Genomic DNA, 22,506 nt, shown 5'->3' with positions numbered 1-22,506 from the left:
TGCGGTTATTCCGTGCCGTCCTGATGCGAAGATGGTGCAGTGAACTCCACCTCGAGCGGCATTCCAGTCGCTGCCAGCCCACTGACGGCTTTCTTCCTGGCACCCAACCCCGGGCCGATGAGCCTGGACGGCACCAATTCGTACGTCGTCTCCGCCCCCGGCGCCAGTACATCCGTGGTGGTGGATCCGGGTCCGGCGGACGAGGGCCACCTTCGCCGCCTCGCGGATGTGGGCCCCGTGGAACTCATTCTCGTGACGCACCGGCACGCCGACCACACGGCAGGCTCCCAGCGGCTCCATGAGCTCACCGGCGCCCCGGTCCGCGCCGCCGATCCCCGCCACTGCCACGGCGGCGGCGAGCCACTGCAGGACGGCGAAACCATCCAGGCAGCGGGAGTGGCGGTCCGGGTCCTGGCCACGCCGGGCCACACCTCGGATTCCGCCTGCTTCCACCTTCCCGACGACGGCCCGCACGGCTCAGTGCTGACCGGCGACACTATCCTGGGCCGCGGGACCACCATGCTGGACTACCCGGACGGCAGGCTGGGGGATTACCTGCGGTCCCTGGACCGGCTCGAAGCCCTTGGCCCGGCCACCGTCCTGCCGGCCCACGGGCCGGTACTTCCCTCCCTAGCGGCCATTGCCCGTGCCTACCGCGAGCACCGGCACGAGCGGCTGGCGCAGATCCGCGCGGCACTTGTCCGGCATGGCGGGGACGCGACGGTGGTTGACGTGGCAGACGACGTGTACGCCGACGTCGAACCTTCCGTCCGGCGGGCAGCCGAAATGTCGGTGGCCGCGCAGCTTGACTACCTGCGTGGGCTCCCCGGCGGCTGACAGGACGGCGTGACCCAGGGCAGCTGCCGCCGCTCAAGACGGTAGGCTAACAACCATGCGTATTGCCAGGTTTGTAGTCGATTCTGATCCCCTCTACGGCGTTGTTGAAGGCGAGCCCGGCAGTGAGGAAATCACTGTCATTAACGGTGACCCCTTCTTCCACGGCGTGGAGCGCACGCACGTCAAGCACAAGCTTGAAGATGTCCGGCTCCTGGCGCCGATCATTCCCCGCAGCAAGGTGATCGGCGTGGGCCGAAACTTCGCCGAGCACGCCGCCGAGCTGGGCAATGAGGTCCCGCAGCAGCCGCTGCTGTTCCTGAAGCCGAACACCTCTGTCATCGGCCCCGGCGACCCCATCGTGCTGCCGGAATTCTCAGACGAGGTTTCGTTCGAGGCCGAACTGTGTGTGGTCATCGGCCGGATCTGTAAGGACGTCCCGGAAGACCGCGTCGACGAAGTCATCTTCGGCTACACCTGCGGCAACGACCTCACCGCCCGCGATGTCCAGAAAACGGACCTGCAGTGGGCCCGGGCCAAGGGCTTCGACACCTCGGCACCCCTCGGACCCTGGATTGAGACCGAGCTGGACACCGAAGACCTGGCCATCAAGGGCTGGCTCAACGGCGAACTGCGCCAGGACGGCAGCACCAGCCAGATGATCCGCGGCGTCCGGGAAATCGTCTCCATCGTGTCCCAGGCCTTCACCCTGCTCCCCGGGGATGTCATCATGACCGGCACCCCGGCCGGCGTCGACCTGGTCACCGCGGGGGACCGCTATGACGTGGAGATCGAGGGCATCGGTCGCCTGTCCAACCCGGTGGTCCGCCGCTGACGGGTAAAGTTGGAACCACTATGACTACTGCCTCCGCGCTGAACCCTGCCGCCATCCCGTCCGTCACTGCCGAAACCCCGGTCCGGGTGCGGTTCTGCCCGTCACCCACGGGCACCCCGCACGTGGGCCTGATCCGCACGGCGCTGTTCAACTGGGCCTATGCCCGGCACACCAAGGGCACCCTGGTCTTCCGCATCGAGGACACGGACTCGGAGCGGGACAGCGAGGAAAGCTACCACCAGCTGCTGGACGCGCTGAAGTGGCTGGGCATCACCTGGGACGAGGGTGTCGAAGTGGGCGGCCCGCACGAGCCGTACCGCCAGTCGCAGCGCAGCGACATCTACCAGGACGTCATCGCGCGGCTGAAGGCCGGCGGCCACATTTACGAGTCCTACTCCACCCCGGCTGAAATCGAAGCCCGCCACCGTGCGGCCTCCCGGGACCCCAAGCTGGGTTATGACGGGTTTGACCGGCACATCACCGAGGAACAGCTGGCCCAGTACAAGGCAGAGGGCCGCCAGGCCGTGCTGCGCCTCCGGATGCCGGACGAGGACCTCACGTTCAAGGACCTCGTCCGCGGCGAAATCACGTTCAAGGCCGGATCCGTGCCGGACTTCGCGGTGGTCCGTGCCAACGGCGCGCCGTTGTACACGCTGGTAAACCCGGTGGACGATGCCCTGATGGGAATCACCCACGTGCTGCGCGGCGAAGACCTGCTCAGTTCCACGCCCCGCCAGATCGCCCTGTACCGCGCCCTCTACGCCATCGGCGTGGCCGAGTACATGCCCGAGTTCGGCCACCTTCCCTACGTCATGGGCCAGGGCAACAAGAAGCTCTCCAAGCGCGACCCCGAATCCAGCCTGTTCCTGCACCGCGAACGCGGCTTCATTCCCGAGGGCCTGCTGAACTACCTGTCCCTCCTGGGCTGGTCCCTGAGCGCCGACGAGGACATCTTCACCGTCAAGCAGCTCGTGGAGCACTTCGACATCCACGATGTGCTCGCCAACCCGGCCCGCTTTGACCTGAAGAAGGCCGAGGCCATCAACGGCACGCACGTCCGGCTGCTCGAAGCGGCTGACTTCCGTGCGCGCCTGGTGCCGTACCTCCGGGCCGCGGGCCTGGTCGGGGAAATCCTCACGGACCGGGAGGAAGAGATCCTCACCGAGGCTGCACCCCTCGTCCAGGAGCGGATCACCCTGCTCGGGGAAGCCCCGGAGATGCTCGCCTTCCTGTTCAAGGCCGACGACGCCATCGACGTCGCGGACGATGCCCTTAAGGGCCTGCCCGCCAACCTGACCGAAGTCCTCGACGCCGCCCTTGCTGCCCTTGAGCCCATTCAGGACTGGAACCCGGAGGAGATTCAGACGGCCCTGAAGCAGGCACTCGTGGAGGACCTCGGGCTGAAGCCGCGGCTGGCCTTCGGTCCTGTCCGCACGGCCATCTCCGGGCGCCGGATCTCGCCGCCGCTCTTCGAATCCATGGTGATCCTGGGCAAGGGCTCGTCCCTGAGCCGGCTCCGTACCTTCCGCGGCTGATGTCTACCACCGGCACGACGGCTGACGGAGTCCTGAGCACACGTTTCGGGTCCATCCGGGGCGTCCTCTTCGACATCGACGACACCCTGGTGGACCTCGAATACGCCATGACCACCGCCCTGCGTGAGGTCAGCGAGCACCTTCTGCCCGGTCTGGACCAGACCGGGTGGGAGCGTTTCGGCAGGATCTTCACGCACGAGACCACGCACTACTACGACCGGTACCTGGCGGGGGAGCTGACCTTCAACGACCAGCGCCTCCTGCGGGGACGCGCCGCCCTGGGGCACTTCGGTGTGGATCTTGCCGACGGTGAAGAAGCGCACGGGTGGCTCTCGGCCTACGGCCGGCTGCAGCCCACGTATGTACGTGCCTTTGAGGACGTTCTGCCGCTCCTGGACCTGCTGGATGCTGCCGGCATCCCCTACGGTGCCGTCAGTAACAACGTGCACGACTACCAGCGGGCCAAGCTCGACGGCGCTGGACTGGAACGCGTCCGCCGCCTGGTTGGTACGGACACGGTAGGCGTTGCCAAGCCCGAGCCGGCCATCTACCTCGAAGGAGTCCGCCTGCTGGGGACTGCCCCGGAGGAGACGCTCTACGTGGGTGACAACAGGATGCTGGACGCTGAAGGTTCGACGGCGGCGGGCCTGATAGGCGTCTGGCTCGACAGGGTGGGGGAGCCCGCGCCGGATTTCACCGGTCACAAGATCACCTCACTGGAGCAGTTGCTGGGCTGACCGGCCGCTTACTCCGCAGACTGCAGCCTTCGCCTGTTCCACAGCACCAGGTAGATGCCCACGGATCCGAGCACAAGCACAGCAAGCAGGCAGAGGGCAACGGCGGTATCGGACTTCCCCACCGTACTGGTGGGCGAGACGGCCGCTGCACTGCTGTACAGGGTGTCCGTGCCATCCGCAATCCGGGCATTGCCATCAGCAAGTTTCTCGGCACCCGTGGCCAGCTCTGTCGATCCCGTGGCCAGCTTGGTGTTGCCTGTGGCAAGCTCCGAAGCGCCCGCAGCCAGTGCCTGGGAGCCGTGGAGCAGGCCGGGGTTTGAGGGATCGGCCGGATCGCCCTTGATCCCGGCATTCAACGCCAACGTGCCGTCCGCCAGCCGTGAGGTGCCCTCAGTAATAGTGGCGACGGCGTTGATCAGGCCCGGGCGGTCGGCATTGCCGGGCACGCCGTCCATGCCGGTGCGGATCTGGGCAGTTCCGGCGGCCAGCAGTTCGGTACCGAGCACAACACCAGGGTTGTTGGGATCGCGACTGTTGAGCTTTTCACCCAGGGTGGCGAAGCCGGCGGTGAGGCGCCCTGTTCCAGTGTGCAACTGTGCCGCTCCGTCATTGAGCTTCCCCGCGCCAGCCTGCAGTTGCTGCGCCCCGGCGTCGAGCCTATGGGCTCCAGCGGTGATCTTGGCGATCTTGTCCTTGACTACGGCCAGCGGCACCAGACCCTGAAGCGGGTCCGAGGCTGCCGCCTCCAGCAGCTCAAGGGCCTGCGCCAAGGCTGCCGTTCCGGTACCTGCCTCGGGGGAGTTGTTTGCTCCCCGGTAGCCTTTCAGCTCGGCCGTTCCGGCGGCCAGTTCGCCGGTTCCCGAGGCCAGGCGGGCCGCACCTGCATCCAGCGCAGTCGCGCCGTCCGCCAGATTGTTCTCGGCATTTCCGGCGGCCGTAGGCGTCAGCGCCGCGGCGAGCTGGGTGGCTCCGGCGGCGAGCTTTCGGGCGCCATCGTCCGCTTTGTACACGCCGGGCGCGAGCTTGTTGTTGACGTCAGTTTCGATCTTGACGGCTCCGGCGGCGAGCTGGTCTGCACCGGACTGCAGTCTTTCAGCGCCCGGGGCCAGCTTCTCGCTGACACCCAGGAGGACTTTGTCGGCGCCGGAGGAGAGCTTGCCGGCACCGGTGTCGGCCAGGCCCGCGCCGGCCGCCAGCTGGCCGGCGCCGTCCTTGAGCTGCTCAGCGCCGGCCGAGGCCTGGCCCGCACCGTCCATCAGCTTGGCCGATCCGTCGGTGATCCTGCCGGTGACCAGGGTGTAAAACCCAAGCAAAGCAATCAGCATCAGGGCCAGGACGGCGACAGCAAGCTGCTGTGCCCGGGTTCGGGTCTTGGTGGGCGCGGCGGCACGACTTTGTGTCACGGTGGGTCCTCTCGACGGTTTGCCGGCAGTGTGAAATCTGCCGGCCACCCACCTGGACCAGGGTGGCAGTCCGGACGCAAAACGACATTCCGAAGGGCCTGCAGCAAAGGCAGTGGGTGGTTACTCTCGGGTAACTTACCGAGAGTAAACTTATTCCGGGTGATCTGGCAAGAGGTTCAGGCCCTTGGGTCTTCGGTGCCGATTTGTGCCAGCCCAAAGTCTCGGGTAAAGTAATTTCTCGTGCTGAGGCGCACGGAGCACGGCTTAAAGCCCGAAACTCCGGCCCGAAAGTATCATTGGGATATGGTGTAATTGGCAACACTACGGTTTCTGGTACCGTCATTCTAGGTTCGAGTCCTGGTATCCCAGCTCTGTTTGGTCGCAGGCTAACCGCGGCAAATCAGTGGTTTCAGATCGGTTCGCCGATTTGAAACACGCGCTGAGTGTATGAAATACTCACTTAGCAAACCGGCCTGGCGCCGGTTGGAAGTGAAAACTTCCTGGAAGTACGCGGCCCCATCGTATAGCGGCCTAGTACGCTGCCCTCTCACGGCGGTAACGCGGGTTCGAATCCCGCTGGGGTCACCAACGAACGGTCCCGGGCATCAGCCCGGGACCGTTTTTTCGTTGTGGAGGCTGCGCTGCGGGTTATAGGACAAAACCGGGGCCCGGTGGAAAAGCCGGCGCAGCTGGCATGATGATCCTGTGACCTCCTCAGACGGGCTTCGTCCCACGCAGCCTCCGTCGCCTAAGCGCGCACCGAGAACGCAGCCGGGCCGGCCCGACGCTGCGTCGGAGCCGGCCGTGGCCTTGCTCGAGGCCGTGCGTGGGGATCTGTCCGCAGTGTCGTTGCCGCTCGCCCTTGCTGACGTGGAACAGGCGCGCCAGGACACTCGGAACGCCGTCGCCCAGCTGGACGACTACATCCTGCCGCGGTACCGCAGCCTGGACGCACCGCTCCTTGCCGTCGTCGGGGGTTCCACGGGTGCCGGCAAGTCAACGCTGGTCAACGCCCTGGTGGGGCACCCGGTCACACGCTCCGGGGCCATCAGGCCCACCACCCGGCAGCCAATTCTGCTGCACCACCCGGCCGATGCCGGCTGGTTCGAAGGCCACCGCGTGCTGCCCACCCTCAACCGGATCCGGGGCACCGTCTCCAGGGAACCCGTTCCGGCCAGCCGGGCCGGCGCAACACCCGATGCAGAAGCCACTTCGTCCCTGGTACTGGTAGCGGACCAGGCTGTTCCGCAGGGGATCGCACTGCTTGACGCCCCCGACGTCGACTCCATTTCCGACGACAACCGCAGGCTCGCCGGTCAATTGCTGGCCGCCGCGGACCTCTGGGTTTTTGTGACCACCGCCAACCGCTACGCGGACGCGGTCCCGTGGAAGCTTCTCCTGGACGCGTCCTCGCGGGACATCATGGTGGCCGTGGTCCTGGACCGTGTGCCGGCGGAGGCGGAAGCCGAAGTCAGTGCAGATCTCCGCGCGCTGCTGCGGCAGGAAGGCCTCGGCGATGCCGGACTGTTCATTGTGCCGGAGACGGACCTGGACCATCTTGGCATGCTGCCATCGAGCGCAGTGGAGCCGCTGCGGCGCTGGCTGCAGGAACTTGCAGCCGACGCCGCGGGGCGGTCCGACATTGCCCGCCGGACCCTCAACGGGACGGTGAAGGCGCTGTCCGGGCGGGTCGGTGCGGTGGCGCACGCGGTCCAGGGGCAGGAGCGTGCCGCGGACGCGCTCCGTGCAGGCGCTGAGGCCGCCTACCGCGATGCCGGGGCCCGGATCCTGGACGCAACAAAGGACGGCGCCCTCCTCCGTGGCGAAGTACTGGCGCGCTGGCAGGACTTCGTCGGAACAGGGGAATTCTTCCGGGCGCTGGAGCAGAACATCGGACGGCTGCGGGACCGCGTGGGAGCGTTCTTCCGGGGCGAGCCGACGCCGGCCGTCCGGGTTGAGGCCGCCATCGAAACGGGGTTGCAGGCCGTCATCCTGGACGAGGCCGCCAACGCCGGCGAAGAGACTGACCGGCGGTGGCGCTCGGACCCGGCCGGCCGCGGGCTCCTGGGGACGGAGGATCTGTCCGGCACCAGCCCAGGCTTTGCCGAGGTGGCTGCGGCGGAGATCCGGGCCTGGCAGACCGGCCTGATGGAACTGATCCGCACGGAAGGGCAGGGCAAGCGCACGCAGGCGAGATGGCTTTCCTTCGGGATCAACGGCCTGGGTGCCGCGCTGATGATCGTGGTGTTTTCCATGACCGCCGGCCTCACCGGGCTGGAGATCGGCGTGGCGGGCGGTACCGCCGTCGTCGGCCAGAAACTGCTCGAGGCAGTGTTCGGCGAAGACGCTGTCCGCCGACTTGCGCAGACTGCGCGGAATGACCTCCATGCCCGTTGCCAGCGGCTGCTGCAGGCAGAGCAGCAGAAATTCATCCAACGCCTGCCGGAGGGCGGCGCGGACACTGGCCGGATCCTGACCGACCACGCCGCTGCCCTGGCCCGGCTGGCGGACAAGGCATGAGCCGCCACAGCGTAGCCCGTGAAGCGTCGCAGCTGGACCGCAGGCTCGAAGCCCTCAATGATGCCCGCGAACTCGCCGAAGGCGTCTTGCCGGATGCTGCACTCGAGGAGGTGTTCCAGCTCCTCGAACGCGCGAGCTCTCGCCGGTCACTGTCGGCTGATCACACCGTTGTTGGGTTCTTCGGTGCCACCGGCAGCGGAAAATCGTCACTCTTCAACGCGGTCAGCGGCGCTGAAATCGCGACGGCGGCCGCCCGCCGGCCCACAACGTCGGAACCTTTGGCTGGTGTCTGGGGAGCGGACGGCAGCGAGCCGTTGCTGGACTGGCTTGAGGTGGGCAACCGCCACCATGCGGAGCCCGTGGCAGGCTTCGCGGACGACCGCACGGGGCTGATCCTGCTGGACCTGCCGGACTTCGACTCCACCAGGACCGCAAACCGCGAGATCGTGGAGCGCATGGTTGGCCTGGTTGATGTCCTGGTCTGGGTCCTGGATCCGCAAAAGTACGCCGATGCGGCGGTCCACAATGATTTCCTCACGCCCCTGGCCGCACATGGAGCCGTGACCCTGGTGGTCCTTAACCAGGTGGACCGGTTGCCCGAACGGGACGTGCAGCCTGTGCTGGAGTCCTTGAAAGGGATCCTTGCCCGCGACGGGCTGGGAAAGGTTCAGGTCCTGGGTGCCTCCGCCCTGAAGGGCACCGGCGTGGACAAGGTCCGGAGCGCCATCCGCGGTGTGGTGGTGCAGCGCCAGGCACTTTCGCAGCGTCTGGCCGCGGACGTTTCGCGGGCCTCGGGGCAACTCCGGGAAGCCGCCGGCGCTGGGGAAGCCGCCGGTGTCAGGCCGGCGTCGAGATCCCGGCTCACCGATGAGCTGGCAACGGCCGCCAACGTGCCCGTGGTGGTGGACGCAGTTGCGCGGTCCTACCGCATCGAGTCGACGCGCCGCACGGGGTGGCCGGTGACGCGATGGCTGGTGCGGTTCCGGCCTGATCCGCTCCGCCGGCTCAATCTGAGAAGTTCTTCTCCGTCCCAGCTTAACCGGACCTCGCTCCCGGCCGCGGGCGCCCCGGAACGCGCCCGGACGGATGCTGCTGTCCGTGAGTTTGCGGACGCGGCGAGTGCGGGCGCACCCGGGCCGTGGCGTGCCGCGATCAGGGGTGCTGCCCGGGAAGGGCGGGAGGCGTTGCCGGATGCCTTGGACCAGGCCATCGCAGGCACGGACCTGATGGCGTCCCGGAAGTCCTGGTGGTGGGGCGTGTTCAACGTGGTCCAGTGGCTCGCGCTGGTGACAGTCCTGGGCGGCCTGGGTTGGCTTGGCGTGCTGGCCGGGCTCGGCTATCTCCAGCTGCCCGTGCCGGAGGTTCCGAAGGTGGAGGGCTGGCCGGTGCCGACGTTGGTGATTGGCAGCGGTGTGGTGCTGGGGATCTTCCTGGCGCTGACTGGAAAATTCATTGGGTCAGGAGCCGCGAGGGCGCGCGCAGCCAGGGCCAGGAAACGGCTGAGGGCAGCGGTGGGCGAGGTTGCCCGGGACCTCGTGGTGGAGCCGGTGGAAATTGAGGTCAGCAGGCTCGCGTCCTTCAACGCCGCACTGAAAGTTGCGGGCGGAAACTAAGGCCGCTACGCCAGGGCGGTTGCGGCGTCCCTGACCTTGATCAGCGTCCGCAGGTTCCGGGTGGTAGTGGTTGCCTTAAACCTGGCCTTGGACGAAATCTTGCTGAACGGGCTGTCCAACGTCCCGCCGGCCGGGGCCAGCCAGGCCAGTGCCTCCGGGCCGAGGCGTTTCTGTTCAGTCCCGTCAAGGGCTGCGCCTGCCGCGTCCAGCTCATCGAGCATGGCGGTGTCTGAGGCCAGCGTGATGTAGGCGTGTGTTGCCCTGTCGTCCGCCGGGTACGGGCAGGCCGCCACGAGTTCGGAGACCCGCTGGGCCGTCAAAATCACCACCCAGGCATCGTAGCCGAACGCGTCACGCAGGCACTTCTCAAATGTCCGTTTGACGGCGGCAGGATCCTCGTCGCTGGCAAGCACCACGTTGCCGCTGGCCAGCAGTGTCTTGACTTCCGCGAACCCCTGCGATGCGAGGGCATTCTTGAGGTCAGCCATCTTGATGTTGATCCCTCCGACATTGATCCCGCGGAGGAAGACCGCGTAGCTGTTCATGCCGACAGCCTAGCCGGGGCAGCCAGGCCTGGACGGAGGCGGGGCCTCAGTCGTTGCCCTTGCGCAGGGCCTCGGTGAGGAGCCGTGCGGCGTTGCAAACCACCTCGGCGTGGAGGCGGCCCGGCTGGCGGGTGAGCCGCTCAATGGGGCCGGAGATCGAGACCGCGGCGATCACGCGTCCGGACGGTCCCCGGACCGGTGCCGAGACTGAGGCGACCCCGGGCTCGCGTTCGCCGAGGCTCTGGCCCCAGCCCCGCCGTCGTACGCCTGCCAGCACGGTGGGCGTGAAGCGGGCGGCCTGCAGGCCCTCCAGAAGCCGGTCGTGGTCTTCCCAGGCGAGCAGCACCTGCGCGGCGGAGCCGGCCTTCATGGAGAGTTTGGTGCCCACGGGGATGGTGTCGCGCAGGCCGATGGGGCGTTCCGCGGAGGCGACACAAATACGCCATTCGCCCTGGCGGCGGAAGATCTGGGAGCTTTCGCCGGTGGCGTCGCGCAGCTGCATCAGGACCGGCCCGGCGGAAGCGATGAGACGGTCCTCGCCGGCGGCGGAGGCCAGCTCCACCAGGCGGCTGCCGAGGACAAACCGGCCCTGGATGTCGCGGCTTACAAGCCGGTGATGGATCAGGGCCAGGGCGAGCCTGTGCACGGTGGGCCGGGCCAGGCCCGTGGCGGCCACCAGCTGTGCCAGCGTGGTGGGGCCGGCCTCCAATGCATCAAGCACATGGGCCGCTTTATCAATGACACCGACTCCACTAGAATTGTCCATGTAATGATATTGCCGTCTCATTATCTGAGATGCAAATCTTTGGGCTGGCACAAAATGCAGCCCTGCTGGTTCAGTGGAACCAAACAGCCAAACAGCAGTGAAGGGAGATGGCCGTGGCAAAGACACTGGCCGAGAAAGTCTGGGACGCACATGTGGTGCGCAAAGGCGAGGGCGAAGGAGCCAATGCCCAGCCCGACCTCCTCTTCATTGACCTTCACCTTGTCCATGAGGTGACGTCTCCGCAGGCATTTGAAGGTCTGCGACTGGCCGGCCGCAAGCTGCGCCGCCCTGACCTCACCATCGCCACGGAGGACCACAACACTCCCACGCTGGACATCCATAAGCCCATTGCCGATCTCACCAGCCGCACCCAGATTCAGACGCTGCGCAACAACTGCGCGGAGTTCGGCGTTCGCCTGCACTCGCTCGGCGACGCGGAACAGGGCATCGTGCACGTGGTTGGCCCGCAGCTTGGCCTCACGCAGCCTGGCATGACCGTAGTCTGCGGCGACTCCCATACCTCCACCCACGGCGCGTTCGGTGCCCTGGCGATGGGCATCGGCACGTCCGAGGTGGAGCACGTCATGGCCACCCAGACGCTGTCCCTGAAGCCCTTCAAGACCATGGCGATCAATGTCGAAGGCACCCTGCGCCCCGGCGTCACCGCCAAGGACATCATCCTTGCCGTGATTGCCAAGATCGGCACCGGCGGAGGCCAGGGCTACGTCCTCGAATACCGCGGTTCCGCCATCCGCGCGCTGTCCATGGATGCGCGGATGACCATCTGCAACATGTCCATCGAAGCCGGTGCCCGCGCCGGACTGGTGGCCCCGGACCAGATCACCTACGACTACATGAACGGCCGCCCGCACGCGCCACAGGGCGCCGAATGGGATGCCGCCGTCGAGTACTGGAACACGCTGAGGACCGACGACGACGCGACGTTTGACGTCGAGGTGCACCTGGACGCCGACACGCTGGAGCCGTTTGTCACCTGGGGCACGAACCCGGGGCAGGGCGTTTCGCTTTCCGCCAAGGTGCCGTCCCCGGAGGACTTCGGCGACGAAAACGCCAAGGCGGCCGCCGAACGCGCCCTGCAGTACATGGGCCTGGCCGCCGGTACGCCCATGAAGGAGATCCGGGTGGACACCGTCTTCCTGGGCTCCTGCACCAACTCACGCATGGAGGACCTCCGCGCCGCCGCGGATATCATCCGTGGCCGCCAGAAGGACCCCAATATCCGGATGCTGGTGGTACCCGGTTCGGCCCGCGTGCGGCTGGAAGCAGAGGCTGAAGGCCTGGACAAAGTCTTTAAGGACTTCGGTGCCGAGTGGCGCTTCGCCGGCTGCTCGATGTGCCTGGGCATGAACCCGGACCAGCTCGAGGTGGGGGAGCGCTGCGCCTCGACCTCCAACCGCAACTTCGAAGGCCGCCAGGGCAAGGGCGGCCGCACCCACCTGGTGTCGCCGGTGGTGGCAGCGGCCACAGCCATCCGTGGCACCCTGAGTTCGCCGTCGGACCTAGATCCGGCTCCCGAATCCGCCGCCATCCGCACCGACGCAGCCTAGGAGGCCGCCATGGAAAAGTTCACCACCCACACGGGCATCGGCGTCCCGCTGCGCCAGAGCAACGTTGACACGGACCAGATCATCCCCGCGGTCTACCTCAAGCGGATCACCCGTACCGGCTTCGAAGACGCCCTGTTCTCCGCCTGGCGCAAGGACCCGGCCTTCATCCTGAACCAGGCGCCCTTCAGTGCCGGTTCCGTGCTGGTGGCCGGGCCGGACTTCGGCACGGGATCGTCCCGCGAGCACGCCGTCTGGGCGCTGAAGGACTACGGCTTCAAGACGGTCCTGTCATCACGCTTCGCCGACATTTTCCGCGGCAACTCCGGCAAGCAGGGGCTGCTGGCCGCCGAGCTCGCCCAGGACGACATCGAGCTGATCTGGAAAGAGCTCGAGAATGCCCCCGGCACCGAAGTTACCGTTGACCTCGTCTCCAAGACTGTCATCTGCGGCAGCATCGTGGCACCCTTTGAAATCGACGATTACACACGCTGGCGCCTCCTGGAGGGCCTGGACGACATTGGCCTGACACTCCAGCACGAAGAGGACATCACGGCCTTCGAAGCCACCCGTCCGGCCTTCATGCCCACAACGCTTCCGGCCCGCCTTTCCTGAGCCGGAGCCCGGAATTTCCCGCCCCGGACGGAGCCGCCTTCACGGCGCCGCGCCGGAGGCTTTCGGCGCCCGTATTTCGGTTCGGTAACGCAACCTCCTATGCTTAGCTGGAGCCTTTGCAAGGATTTTGGGGCGAGTAATCGTAAGGAAACCGGTATATGAGTAGTGTTCTGACAATCCGCGGCGGAGTCCCGCTTACAGGCCGCGTCAGCGTCCGGGGGGCCAAAAACCTTGTTCCGAAGGCAATGGTGGCAGCATTGCTGGGCAACGAGCCGTCGGTGTTGCGGAACGTTCCGGAGATCAAGGACGTCGAGGTTGTCACCTCGCTCCTGCAGCTGCACGGAGTGACGGTGGTCAAGGATCCCGTCAGCGGCGACCTCACCCTGGATCCGAAGGCGGCCAAAACCGCCCCGAGCACGGCGATCGATGCCCACGCCGGTGATTCGCGGATCCCCATCCTGCTCTGCGGACCCCTGATCCATGCGATCGGTGAGGCCTTCATTCCGGACCTTGGCGGCTGCAAGATCGGTGACCGGCCCATCGACTACCACCTGAACGTGCTCCGCCAGTTCGGCGCCGTGGTGGAAAAGCGCCCGGGCGGCATTCACATTTCTGCGCCCAAGGGCCTGCATGGCGCCAAGATCAATCTGCCGTATCCCTCGGTCGGCGCCACGGAGCAGGTTCTGCTCAGCGCCACCCGCGCCGAAGGGATCACGGAGCTTTCCGGCGCTGCCACGGAACCTGAGATCATCGACCTCATTGCAGTGCTGCAGAAGATGGGCGCCATCATCAGCGTCCAGACCGACCGGACCATCCGCATTGAAGGCGTCCGGGACCTGGGCGGCTACAACCACCGCGCCCTCTCGGACCGCAACGAATCGGCGTCGTGGGCTTCGGCAGCATTGGTGACCCGCGGTGACATCTTCGTCGAAGGCGCCTCGCAGCGGGACATGATGACGTTCCTGAATACCTACCGGAAGGTAGGCGGCGGCATGGACATCGGCGAGGACGGCATCCGCTTCTACCACCGGGGCGGCAAGCTCAACCCGCTGGTCCTGGAAACGGATGTGCACCCCGGCTTTATGACCGACTGGCAGCAGCCGCTGGTCGTGGCCCTGACCCAGGCCGAAGGCGTGTCGATCGTCCACGAGACCGTCTATGAAAACAGGTTCGGCTTCACCGACGCGCTCATCCGGATGGGCGCGAGCATCCAGGTGCACCGCGAGTGCCTGGGCAGCGTGCCGTGCCGCTTCGGCCAGCGCAACTTCCTCCACTCCGCCGTCATCTCCGGTCCCACCCAGCTCAAGGGCGCCGACATCGACGTACCGGACCTGCGTGGCGGCTTCAGCCACCTGATCGCGGCGCTGGCCGCTTCGGGCACGTCGCGCGTCACCGGGATCGACATCATCAACCGCGGCTACGAACGTTTCACCGAAAAGCTGTCCGGCCTCGGTGCCGACTTCGACATCACCTCGACAAAGTAGCGGTGGGCACGTGAAGGAAACGGCCAAGAGCCAGGCCACATTCGTTGTGGTCGCGGCCATAGTGCGCACGGTGCTGAACGCAATGATGAACAAGAAGTGGGAAGGCCTCGAGAACCTCCCCGCCGGCGGGTTTATTGCCGCGCCTAACCATTGCACGGAAATCGATCCGCTGATCGTGGGGCACATTCTCTACAACCAGAAGCGCGCCCCGCACTTCCTGGCGAAGGCCGGGCTGTTCAAGGTTCCGGTCCTGGGCGCGGTCCTGCGGGCCACCCGGCAGATCCCGGTGGAACGTTCGACGGCGGGAGCGAACCGCTCGTTGCAGCTCGCCCAGCAGATTGTGGCGGACGGCGGGGCCATCATCATCTACCCCGAAGGCACACTCACCCGCGATCCCGCGCTGTGGCCGATGAAGGGCCACACCGGCGCTGCCCGCCTTGCCTTGGAAGGCGGCATTCCCGTGGTACCGATCGCGCACTGGGGCGCCCATGAGGTGTTCCCGCGTTATGCGAAGCGGTTCCACCTTTTCCCGCGCAGGACGTCCAGGGTGATGGTGGGCAAGCCCGTTGACCTCAGCCAGTTCATGGGCCGGCCACTGGACAAAGCAACGCTGACCGCGGCTACCGAGAAGATCATGGATGCCGTGACCGGTTTGCTGGCCGACATCCGCGGGGAGGAGCCGCCAGCTGAACGCTGGGACCCTTCCAAGCACAATCAAGCCACGCACGGTCGCTTCGTTGTGCGGGAAAATCCTGACGACGCTGCGGATGCCACCTGATGGCCGACGGAAGCCGTCAGGGTTCCGCCCGCTCCGTCGCCGTCCTGGGCGCCGGTTCCTGGGGAACCACATTCGCCAAGATCCTCGCCGATGCAGCTCGGGCAGCGGGGGAAGAACGGAGCATCCGGATCTGGGGCCGCCGCAGCGAAGTGGTGGAACAGATAAACAGCTCCCACCGAAACGTCCAGTACCTGAAGGACACAGAGCTGCCGCCCAGCATCACGGCGTCCACAGACGTCCGTGACGTGCTGGCGGGCGCAGACCTGGTGGTTCTGGCCGTTCCTGCACAGTCACTGCGACTCCAGCTCCGTGAATGGAAGCCGCTGATCGCCGCTGACGCCATGGTGGTGTCCCTGATGAAGGGCCTCGAGCTCGGCACGGACTCCCGGATGAGTGAGGTGATCAGCGACGAACTGGGTATTCCCAAGGACCGCATTGCCGTGGTTTCCGGTCCCAACCTGGCCATGGAGATCGCCCGGGAGGAACCGACTGCTTCTGTGGTGGCCTGTTCCGATGCGGCGGCCGCGGGCTGGATCGCGAGGAGCTGCACCGCACCGTACTTCCGTCCGTACACCACGGCGGATGTCGTCGGCGTGGAAATTGGCGGTATCGTCAAGAACGTCATAGCGCTGGCCGTGGGCATCTGTGAAGGTAAACAGATGGGGGACAATACCAAGGCCTCCGTGATCACCCGGGGTTTGGCCGAAACATCCAGGCTCGCCCTTGCCCTTGGTGGCGAGGCACGGACCATGGCCGGGCTGGCGGGCCTGGGGGATCTGGTGGCCACCTGCTCCTCACCGCTGTCCCGAAACCACACTGCCGGGCGGTTGCTGGGCGAGGGCCTCACGCTTGATGAGCTGGCGCTGAAGATGACGCAGACCGCCGAAGGTATTAAATCCGGCCAGGCCGTGCACGAACTTGCGGGGAAGCTGGGTGTCGAAATGCCCATTACTGCCGCCGTCGTAGCCGTCCTGGCCGGCAAACTGTCCGTTGACCAACTGGGGCCGCTGCTGCTGGCCCGGGACCTGAAACCCGAAGGCGATTACTGACGATGTCCGACGATAACCTGACCGCAGCGGACTCAGCCCCCCGGGCCAAACCCCGTGTCGCGGTGCTTTTTGGTGGCCGGTCCAGCGAGCATGCCGTGAGCTGCGTGACCGCCGCCGGCGTGCTGGGCGCCATCAACAAAGACAAGTACGAAGTCATCCCCATCGGCATCGCCAAATCGGGGCAGTGGGTGCTGGCTTCGGGGGATACCGCCCAGTGGTCGCTGTCCGCGTCGTCGCTGCCGGAGGTCGCTCCGTCATCACAAACCGTGACACTGGCCGAGATCGGCGGCGAGCATCAGCTGATCGTGGCCTCGCCGAACCAGGTCCCGCAGGAACTCGGCACGGTGGACGTGGTGTTTCCGCTGCTTCACGGTCCCTTTGGCGAGGACGGCACCATCCAAGGACTCCTGGAACTGTCCGACACCCGCTACGTCGGCGCCGGCGTGCTTGCGTCGGCTGTGGGCATGGACAAGCACTACATGAAAGTTGTGTTCGAGTCCGCCGGGCTGCACGTGGGGCCCTACATTGCCGTCACGGACCGGCAGTGGGTCAAGGACGCGGAGGCCGTCCGCAAACAGGTGGACCAGCTCGGCTTTCCAGTGTTCGTCAAGCCGGCGCGGGCGGGTTCGTCCATGGGGATCTCCAAAGTTGACTCGCTCGAGGGACTCGACGCCGCCGTCGAGGAAGCCCGGCGCCACGACCTCAAACTGGTCATCGAGGCTGGCATCGTAGGGCGTGAGATTGAGTGCGCGGTCTTGGAAGGACGCGGGACCGATTCCCCCCGGACATCCATGCCGGGCGAAATTTCCGTCGCCGCCGGAACGCACGAATTCTACGATTTCAACGCGAAGTATGTTGAGGACGACGCCGCCGCGCTGAGCTGCCCCGCCGACATTCCCGAGGAAGCCATCGTGCGGGTCCGGGAACTCGCGGCAGCTGCCTTCGACGCTGTGGGTGCGGAAGGCCTGAGCCGAGTGGACTTCTTCTACACGCCCGACGGCGAACTGATCATCAACGAGATCAACACCATGCCCGGGTTTACGCCCAAAAGCATGTACCCGCAGATGTGGGCAGCATCAGGCCTGAACTACGCGGACCTGATTGATGAGCTGATCCATCTGGCCTTGAACCGGAAGACAGGCCTGCGGTAGCCGGAGGTTGAGCCTGTCGAAACCCCCGGGCGGACTTTCGGTGGTCGAGCCTGTCGAAACCCGGTGCTCAAGCCTGTCCCCGGAGGTCGAGCGTGTCGCGACCTACTGACTGGACGGCAGGTTCTGCAGGTCTTCCTGACCCACGCAGTTCCTGCTGGCCGGGATCTTTCCGGCTGAGGCGGAAAGATCCGCCAGGACCGTCGCGGAGCTGATCTTCTCCGGATCCATCAGGATTTCCGTGGCGGGTTCGCGGCCGAAGGTAGTCAGGGTCCACACCGGATCGCCCTCTTTGATGACCCAGTCGATGCCGTTGACGCTGACGCACCGGTCCGTCGTCGGGCCTGGAACGTTGACGCCGCAGCGCAGGATCACCTGTGAGGGGTCCCCCCAGGCGGCGGTGGCCTGGCTGTTGGTTTTCCGCAGGGCAGCATCGCCGATGGCGTCCGGGAGGGCCACCATCATCGGAGCGCAGGCCGGGTTCGCCGCGTCGCCCGCGGCGGTGACATCCACAGTCGGGGCACAGGCGGACAAAGCGGCTCCAGTGACGGCCGCGGTCAGCAGGATTCCGGACACGCGGACAGGCAAGGGAAAACGGGGATTGCGCATCCATCCAGCCTAGCGTCGCCGCCGTATGGAGCGGGACGCAGGAAGGACCGGACGCCCGTGCAAGGCCCTCCACAACAAGGGGCGGACCAGCAATGTCGGTGCCGCGCTGTAGCGTAGGGAGGTGCCTGAAATTCCGTTGACTGAAGAAACGCTGACTGTCGCCGCGCTGTCCGAAGCCGAACTGCTGGCCCGGATCTTTCCGCGGCTGGAAATGGCCGGAACGCACGGTTCGGCAACCCTGCTTGGCCCGGGAGACGATGCCGCCATTATCGCCGCTCCGGATGGCAGGACAGTAATCAGCATCGATACCCAGGTGCAGGACCAGGACTTCCGGCTCCAATGGCCCAACGGGTACCGCACCACGGGCTTCGACGTCGGCTGGAAGGCGGCGGCCCAGAACCTCAGCGATATCAACGCCATGGGCGGCGTGGCCACGTCGCTGGTGGTGAGCCTGACGTTGCCGCCCGACACCCCTGTCAGCTGGGTGGCGGACCTGGCCGACGGCCTGACTGCGGGAATCCGGGAACTCGGGGCCACAGACTGTTCGGTGGCGGGGGGCGATTTGGGCCGCGGCAGGGAAATCTCCGTGACAGTCGCCGTGCTGGGCTCATTGGCTGGCGGCAACGCGGTCCTGCGGTCGGGGGCCCGTGCAGGCGACGTTGTGGCCCTGGCCGGTACGGTGGGCAGGGCCGCGGCCGGGCTTGCGCTCCTGGAAGCAGAGGCTGCTGTGCAATCCCTGGCGCCCGCGCAATGGGCGCTCGTGGAAGTGCAGTGCAGGCCACGGCCGCCACTGTCCGCGGGGCCGCTGGCCAGGTCAGCAGGAGCCACTGCCATGCTGGATATATCGGACGGCCTGATGCGCGACGGCGGCCGCCTCGCCGCCGCCAGCGGCGTCGTCCTTGACCTTGACCCCGCGGCATTGAAACCCCTCGCGGAAGCCCTGCGTCCGGCGTCGGACCTTCTCAGGGCTGACCCCATGGCCTGGGTGCTGGGCGGGGGAGAGGACCACGGGCTCCTGGCCACATTTCCGGCCGGCGTTCAGCTGCCTGCCGGATTCACTGCGATAGGCTCAGTACAAGCCTTGGGAAGCGCCACACTTCCGGGCGTCACAATTGCGGGCCACGCCGTTGGCACCGGGGGATGGGATCACTTTGCAGACTAAGGTTGCCGCCAACGCGCAAGCGATGAAGCGGTGGTTGGACAAGGCTGAAACCGCCATTGCCAACCACAGCGACCGCCTCAATGCCATCAACATCTTCCCCGTGGCGGACGGTGACACCGGCACCAACCTTTACCTGACCGTTCGGGCGGCCGCCCGTGCCCTGCACACCGGCCCTGCGGTCCTAGGCGCGGCAGTCCCGGCTGACGCCGGCCAGGCGGATGTCGGAGCGGTGCTGGCGCGTGCCGGAAGGGCCGCGATGGAGCAGGCCCGCGGCAATTCCGGAACCCTCTTCTCAGTCTTTCTCTGCGCCGCGGCTGAACCCCTGGCCGGTCACACCCGCCTGACGTCAACCCTCTTGGCCGCCGCGCTGAACCGTGCCCAGATCCGGGCCTGGTCCGCGTTGAGCGACCCCGTGCCAGGCACCATGCTTTCGGTAATGGAAGCCGCGGCCCGGGCCGCCGCGGCAGTGGACGCCGGACACAACGGCAACGACAGCAACCATGCCCTGGGCAAAGCCCTCGACGCTGCAGTCAACGGCGCGCTGAAAGCAGTAGTCAGCACCGAGAGCCAGTTGGCGGCCCTTGAAGCCGCGCATGTGGTCGATGCCGGGGGCGTTGGTATGCTGCTCATCCTCGACTGCCTTCGCTCCGCCGTCCTTGGCGAGGAGCTGCAGGATGAACTCCTCGACGGGCTGCACGGATATGACGTCCAGGACCCCCACATCCACGCTGATATGCCGGCTGACGACGGCGTTGAGGTCATGTGCACCATCAGCCTTTCGCCGCTCAGCGCGGCCACGCTGCGCCAGCGGCTCGACGAGGTCGGCGAGTCCGTCATCATGAGCCAGGTGGACAGTATGGCCGATGCTGAGGGCAGCTACCGGTGGCGCGTCCATGTCCACGTCCCTGACGCCGCTCCCGCGGTCGCCCTGATCCGTTCCCTCGGCGAGCCCAGCGACATTTCGGTCAGCGAACTCGCCCTGGCCCGCGAACCCGAACCAGCTCCGGTGAACTCCAGTGGGCATGAGCGCTGAACTGGACCTGGGCCTGGAACGCCTGATCGGAAAGCGGTCAGCGTCGGCCATTGAGAAGCACCTGGGCATCGCCACAGTCGGCGGCCTCCTGAACTACTTCCCGCGCCGCTACCTGAACCGCGGTGAACTGACGCCCATCAGCGAGTTGCCGCTGGATGAAGAGGTCACGCTTTTTGCGCGGGTGCTCTCCAACAGCACGCGCAAGATGCATACGCGCCGTGGTTCCATCACCGATGTGGTGATCACCGACGACGCCGCCTCCCACGGCCGTCCGCGCCTTTCCGCGGTAGGCCCCGGCAGCGGGCACGGCACGCTCAAGATCACCTTTTTTAGCGGACACCGGGCACAGGCGCAGCTCCTGCCGGGCCGGCGCGTGATGTTCTCCGGCAAGGTGACGCGCTACGGAGCGTCCCTGGGCTTGACCAACCCGGACTTCCACCTCCTCGACGAGGACCCGGACATGCCGGCCATGGACCCCGAAAAGCTCGCCGCGATGCCCATCCCGGTCTACCCGGCCACCGCAAAGCTCACCAGCTGGTCGATTCAGAAAGTCATCGCCACGCTCCTGGAAACCGTGGATCTGGATGCCCTGCCGGATCCGCTGCCGGAGGCTGTGGCCCGTAGGGAGAAATTCCTTCCCGTGGCCGAGGCCTACCGGCTCATCCATAGGCCGGAATCGCAGGCTGACTGGATGAAGGCCCAGGAGCGATTGCGCTACCAGGAGGCCCTGGTCCTGCAGGCGGCCTTGGCGCGGCGCCGTGCCCAGCTTGCGGCCGAGGAAGCCACGGCGCGGCGCCCGGCCACGGACGGGCTGCTGGCGGCGTTCGACAGGCAGCTGCCCTTCACGCTCACCGGCGGCCAGGCCGCCGTCGGAAAAACGCTGGCCACGGAGCTGGCGCAGGACAGCCCCATGAACCGGCTGCTGCAGGGTGAGGTCGGCTCGGGCAAAACCATCGTCGCGCTGCGGGCCATGCTGCAGGTAGTGGATGCCGGCGGGCAGGCGGCCCTCCTGGCGCCCACCGAGGTCCTCGCCGCCCAGCACTTCGAATCCATCCGGCGGACCCTGGGCTCCCTGTCCCGCGACCCGATGCTGTCCGCGGACGGGCTGCTGGGCAGCCTGGCCGAAGGGGCGGTGCAGGTCACCCTCCTCACCGGCTCCATGCCCACCGGCGCCCGGAAACGGGCCATGCTGGACGCCGCATCCGGCGCCGCCGGGATTGTGATTGGCACGCACGCGCTGCTCAGCGACAACGTCGCGTTCTACGACCTTGGCCTGATCGTGGTGGACGAACAGCACCGGTTCGGTGTGGAGCAGCGGGACGTCCTCAGGTCAAAGGCCAACAAACCGCCGCACCTGCTGGTCATGACGGCCACGCCCATTCCACGCACCGTGGCCATGACGGTCTTCGGCGACCTCGAAACGTCCGTCCTGGACGAGCTGCCGGCTGGCCGGGCGCCGATTTCCACGCATGTGGTGGGCCTCGCCGAGAACCCCGGCTGGGCAGACCGCATCTGGTCCCGTTCCCGTGAGGAGATCGACGCCGGGCACCAGGTGTACGTGGTGTGCCCCAGGATCGGAACGGACGACGACGGCGACTTCAGCCCCGGGGAAGCGGAACCTTCCGCGGCTGACCTGGCGGGCGACGGCGGTGCGCGGGAGCTCGCGTCGGTGACCGCCGTCGTCGAACATCTCCAGCAGGAGCCAGCCCTGGCCGGTGTGCCCCTTGGGCCGATGCACGGCCGTTTGGACACGGCAGTGAAGTCCGCCGCGATGGCCGACTTCACCGCCAACCGGACCAAGCTCCTGGTCTCCACCACCGTTATCGAAGTCGGCGTCGACGTCCATAACGCCACCTTGATGGTGATCCTCGACGCCGACCGTTTCGGCATTTCCCAGCTGCACCAGCTGCGCGGCCGGGTGGGCCGTGGCGGGCTTCCCGGAACATGCCTGCTGGTCACCAACCTCGAACGCGGGCACCCGAGCCGGCGCCGGCTCGATGCCGTGGCGGCAACCACCGACGGCTTCGAGCTATCGCAGGAGGATTTGAAGCTGCGCCGCGAGGGCGACATCCTGGGCGCGTCGCAGTCCGGCGGCCGCTCCACCCTGAAACTGCTGCGCGTGCTGGAACACGAGGACATCATTGCGCAGGCGCGCCAGGACGCCCAGGAAATTGTGGGCTCGGATCCGGCCCTGGCGCGGCATCCGCGGTTGGCGGAGGCCATTGACGAGTACTTGAACCCCGAGAAGGAGGCGTTCCTTGAGCGCGGATAGGAG

General features: G+C 66.7%; 19 protein-coding genes and 2 tRNA genes. 17 read left to right on the top strand and 4 right to left on the bottom strand.

Annotation, left to right across the window (positions count from 1 at the left end):
• The first annotated feature begins 39 nt into the window (after window positions 1-39).
• The 4 genes from ASG77_RS20070 to ASG77_RS20055 are packed head-to-tail and all read left to right on the top strand — an operon-like array spanning window position 40 to window position 3,941.
• Window positions 40-837: an MBL fold metallo-hydrolase gene (locus tag ASG77_RS20070; RefSeq protein ID WP_056349208.1), complete on the top strand. Its 798-nt coding sequence runs from the start codon at window positions 40-42 to the stop codon at window positions 835-837.
• A gap of 55 nt (window positions 838-892) precedes the next feature.
• Window positions 893-1,669: a fumarylacetoacetate hydrolase family protein gene (locus ASG77_RS20065; protein WP_056349204.1), complete on the top strand. Its 777-nt coding sequence runs from the start codon at window positions 893-895 to the stop codon at window positions 1,667-1,669.
• 20 nt (window positions 1,670-1,689) lie between these two features.
• Window positions 1,690-3,204 (top strand): glutamate--tRNA ligase, encoded by a 1,515-nt coding sequence (gltX, locus tag ASG77_RS20060; RefSeq protein ID WP_056349200.1) that lies wholly within the window; start codon window positions 1,690-1,692, stop codon window positions 3,202-3,204.
• Window positions 3,204-3,941, top strand: a complete 738-nt coding sequence (locus ASG77_RS20055; RefSeq protein ID WP_056349198.1) for an HAD family hydrolase — start codon at window positions 3,204-3,206, stop codon at window positions 3,939-3,941. Before gltX ends, ASG77_RS20055 begins: the two co-directional genes overlap by 1 nt.
• Before the next feature lie 8 nt (window positions 3,942-3,949).
• On the opposite strand, the gene ASG77_RS20050 is transcribed toward ASG77_RS20055, so the two are convergent.
• On the bottom strand, window positions 3,950-5,344 hold the full coding sequence (locus ASG77_RS20050) for a hypothetical protein (RefSeq protein ID WP_056349194.1): 1,395 nt from the start codon (window positions 5,342-5,344) through the stop codon (window positions 3,950-3,952).
• 297 nt (window positions 5,345-5,641) lie between these two features.
• Between ASG77_RS20050 and ASG77_RS20045 the strand changes: the two genes are divergently transcribed.
• The 4 genes from ASG77_RS20045 (at window position 5,642) to ASG77_RS20030 (ending at window position 9,477) form a co-directional block, all read left to right on the top strand.
• Window positions 5,642-5,713, top strand: a tRNA-Gln gene (locus tag ASG77_RS20045).
• 143 nt (window positions 5,714-5,856) lie between these two features.
• Window positions 5,857-5,932: transfer RNA gene (locus tag ASG77_RS20040), tRNA-Glu, on the top strand.
• Between the two features lie 216 nt (window positions 5,933-6,148).
• On the top strand, window positions 6,149-7,864 hold the full coding sequence (locus ASG77_RS20035) for a dynamin family protein (RefSeq protein ID WP_056349191.1): 1,716 nt from the start codon (window positions 6,149-6,151) through the stop codon (window positions 7,862-7,864).
• Entirely contained in the window at window positions 7,861-9,477 is a 1,617-nt protein-coding gene (locus tag ASG77_RS20030; RefSeq protein WP_056349189.1) for a GTPase, read from the top strand. Before ASG77_RS20035 ends, ASG77_RS20030 begins: the two co-directional genes overlap by 4 nt.
• A 5-nt stretch (window positions 9,478-9,482) precedes the next feature.
• On the opposite strand, the gene ASG77_RS20025 is transcribed toward ASG77_RS20030, so the two are convergent.
• Window positions 9,483-10,022 carry a DUF1697 domain-containing protein gene (locus ASG77_RS20025; protein ID WP_056349185.1) on the bottom strand — a complete coding sequence of 180 codons (540 nt, stop codon included), beginning with the start codon at window positions 10,020-10,022 and terminating at the stop codon, window positions 9,483-9,485.
• 46 nt (window positions 10,023-10,068) lie between these two features.
• Window positions 10,069-10,788 carry an IclR family transcriptional regulator gene (locus tag ASG77_RS20020; protein WP_056349182.1) on the bottom strand — a complete coding sequence of 240 codons (720 nt, stop codon included), beginning with the start codon at window positions 10,786-10,788 and terminating at the stop codon, window positions 10,069-10,071.
• A 113-nt stretch (window positions 10,789-10,901) separates the two neighbouring features.
• Here ASG77_RS20020 and leuC point away from each other — a divergent pair, with 113 nt between their 5' ends.
• From leuC to ASG77_RS19990, 6 genes are all read left to right on the top strand, one after another.
• Window positions 10,902-12,356 (top strand): 3-isopropylmalate dehydratase large subunit, encoded by a 1,455-nt coding sequence (gene leuC / locus ASG77_RS20015; RefSeq protein ID WP_056349640.1) that lies wholly within the window; start codon window positions 10,902-10,904, stop codon window positions 12,354-12,356.
• A gap of 9 nt (window positions 12,357-12,365) precedes the next feature.
• Window positions 12,366-12,968, top strand: a complete 603-nt coding sequence (leuD, locus tag ASG77_RS20010) for a 3-isopropylmalate dehydratase small subunit (RefSeq protein ID WP_056349180.1) — start codon at window positions 12,366-12,368, stop codon at window positions 12,966-12,968.
• Window positions 12,969-13,126: 158 nt separating this feature from the next.
• Complete coding sequence (murA, locus tag ASG77_RS20005; RefSeq protein WP_056349177.1) at window positions 13,127-14,452, top strand: UDP-N-acetylglucosamine 1-carboxyvinyltransferase; 1,326 nt, start codon at window positions 13,127-13,129, stop codon at window positions 14,450-14,452.
• Window positions 14,453-14,462: 10 nt separating this feature from the next.
• Window positions 14,463-15,230, top strand: coding sequence for a lysophospholipid acyltransferase family protein (locus ASG77_RS20000; RefSeq protein ID WP_056349174.1), 768 nt, complete (start codon window positions 14,463-14,465; stop codon window positions 15,228-15,230).
• Window positions 15,230-16,279: an NAD(P)H-dependent glycerol-3-phosphate dehydrogenase gene (locus tag ASG77_RS19995; RefSeq protein ID WP_056349171.1), complete on the top strand. Its 1,050-nt coding sequence runs from the start codon at window positions 15,230-15,232 to the stop codon at window positions 16,277-16,279. Before ASG77_RS20000 ends, ASG77_RS19995 begins: the two co-directional genes overlap by 1 nt.
• 2 nt (window positions 16,280-16,281) lie before the next feature.
• Window positions 16,282-17,430, top strand: a complete 1,149-nt coding sequence (locus tag ASG77_RS19990; RefSeq protein ID WP_056349168.1) for a D-alanine--D-alanine ligase family protein — start codon at window positions 16,282-16,284, stop codon at window positions 17,428-17,430.
• 102 nt (window positions 17,431-17,532) lie between these two features.
• Here ASG77_RS19990 and ASG77_RS19985 read toward each other — a convergent pair whose 3' ends face one another.
• Window positions 17,533-18,036, bottom strand: a complete 504-nt coding sequence (locus ASG77_RS19985; protein WP_056349165.1) for a DUF3515 domain-containing protein — start codon at window positions 18,034-18,036, stop codon at window positions 17,533-17,535.
• 121 nt (window positions 18,037-18,157) lie between these two features.
• Between ASG77_RS19985 and thiL the strand changes: the two genes are divergently transcribed.
• From thiL to ASG77_RS19970, 3 genes are read left to right on the top strand one after another with little or no spacing between them, the layout of a single operon-like run.
• Entirely contained in the window at window positions 18,158-19,198 is a 1,041-nt protein-coding gene (gene thiL / locus ASG77_RS19980) for a thiamine-phosphate kinase (protein WP_056349162.1), read from the top strand.
• A gap of 22 nt (window positions 19,199-19,220) precedes the next feature.
• Window positions 19,221-20,231 carry a DAK2 domain-containing protein gene (locus ASG77_RS19975; protein ID WP_056349159.1) on the top strand — a complete coding sequence of 337 codons (1,011 nt, stop codon included), beginning with the start codon at window positions 19,221-19,223 and terminating at the stop codon, window positions 20,229-20,231.
• Window positions 20,221-22,503: an ATP-dependent DNA helicase RecG gene (locus tag ASG77_RS19970; RefSeq protein ID WP_056349639.1), complete on the top strand. Its 2,283-nt coding sequence runs from the start codon at window positions 20,221-20,223 to the stop codon at window positions 22,501-22,503. Before ASG77_RS19975 ends, ASG77_RS19970 begins: the two co-directional genes overlap by 11 nt.
• Window positions 22,504-22,506 lie beyond the last annotated feature (3 nt).

The organism is Arthrobacter sp. Soil762 (assembly GCF_001428335.1).
Taxonomy (GTDB): Bacteria; Actinomycetota; Actinomycetes; order Actinomycetales; family Micrococcaceae; genus Arthrobacter.
Note: the sequence above shows the minus strand (reverse complement) of the source record. Positions and strands in the feature narration are given on the sequence as shown.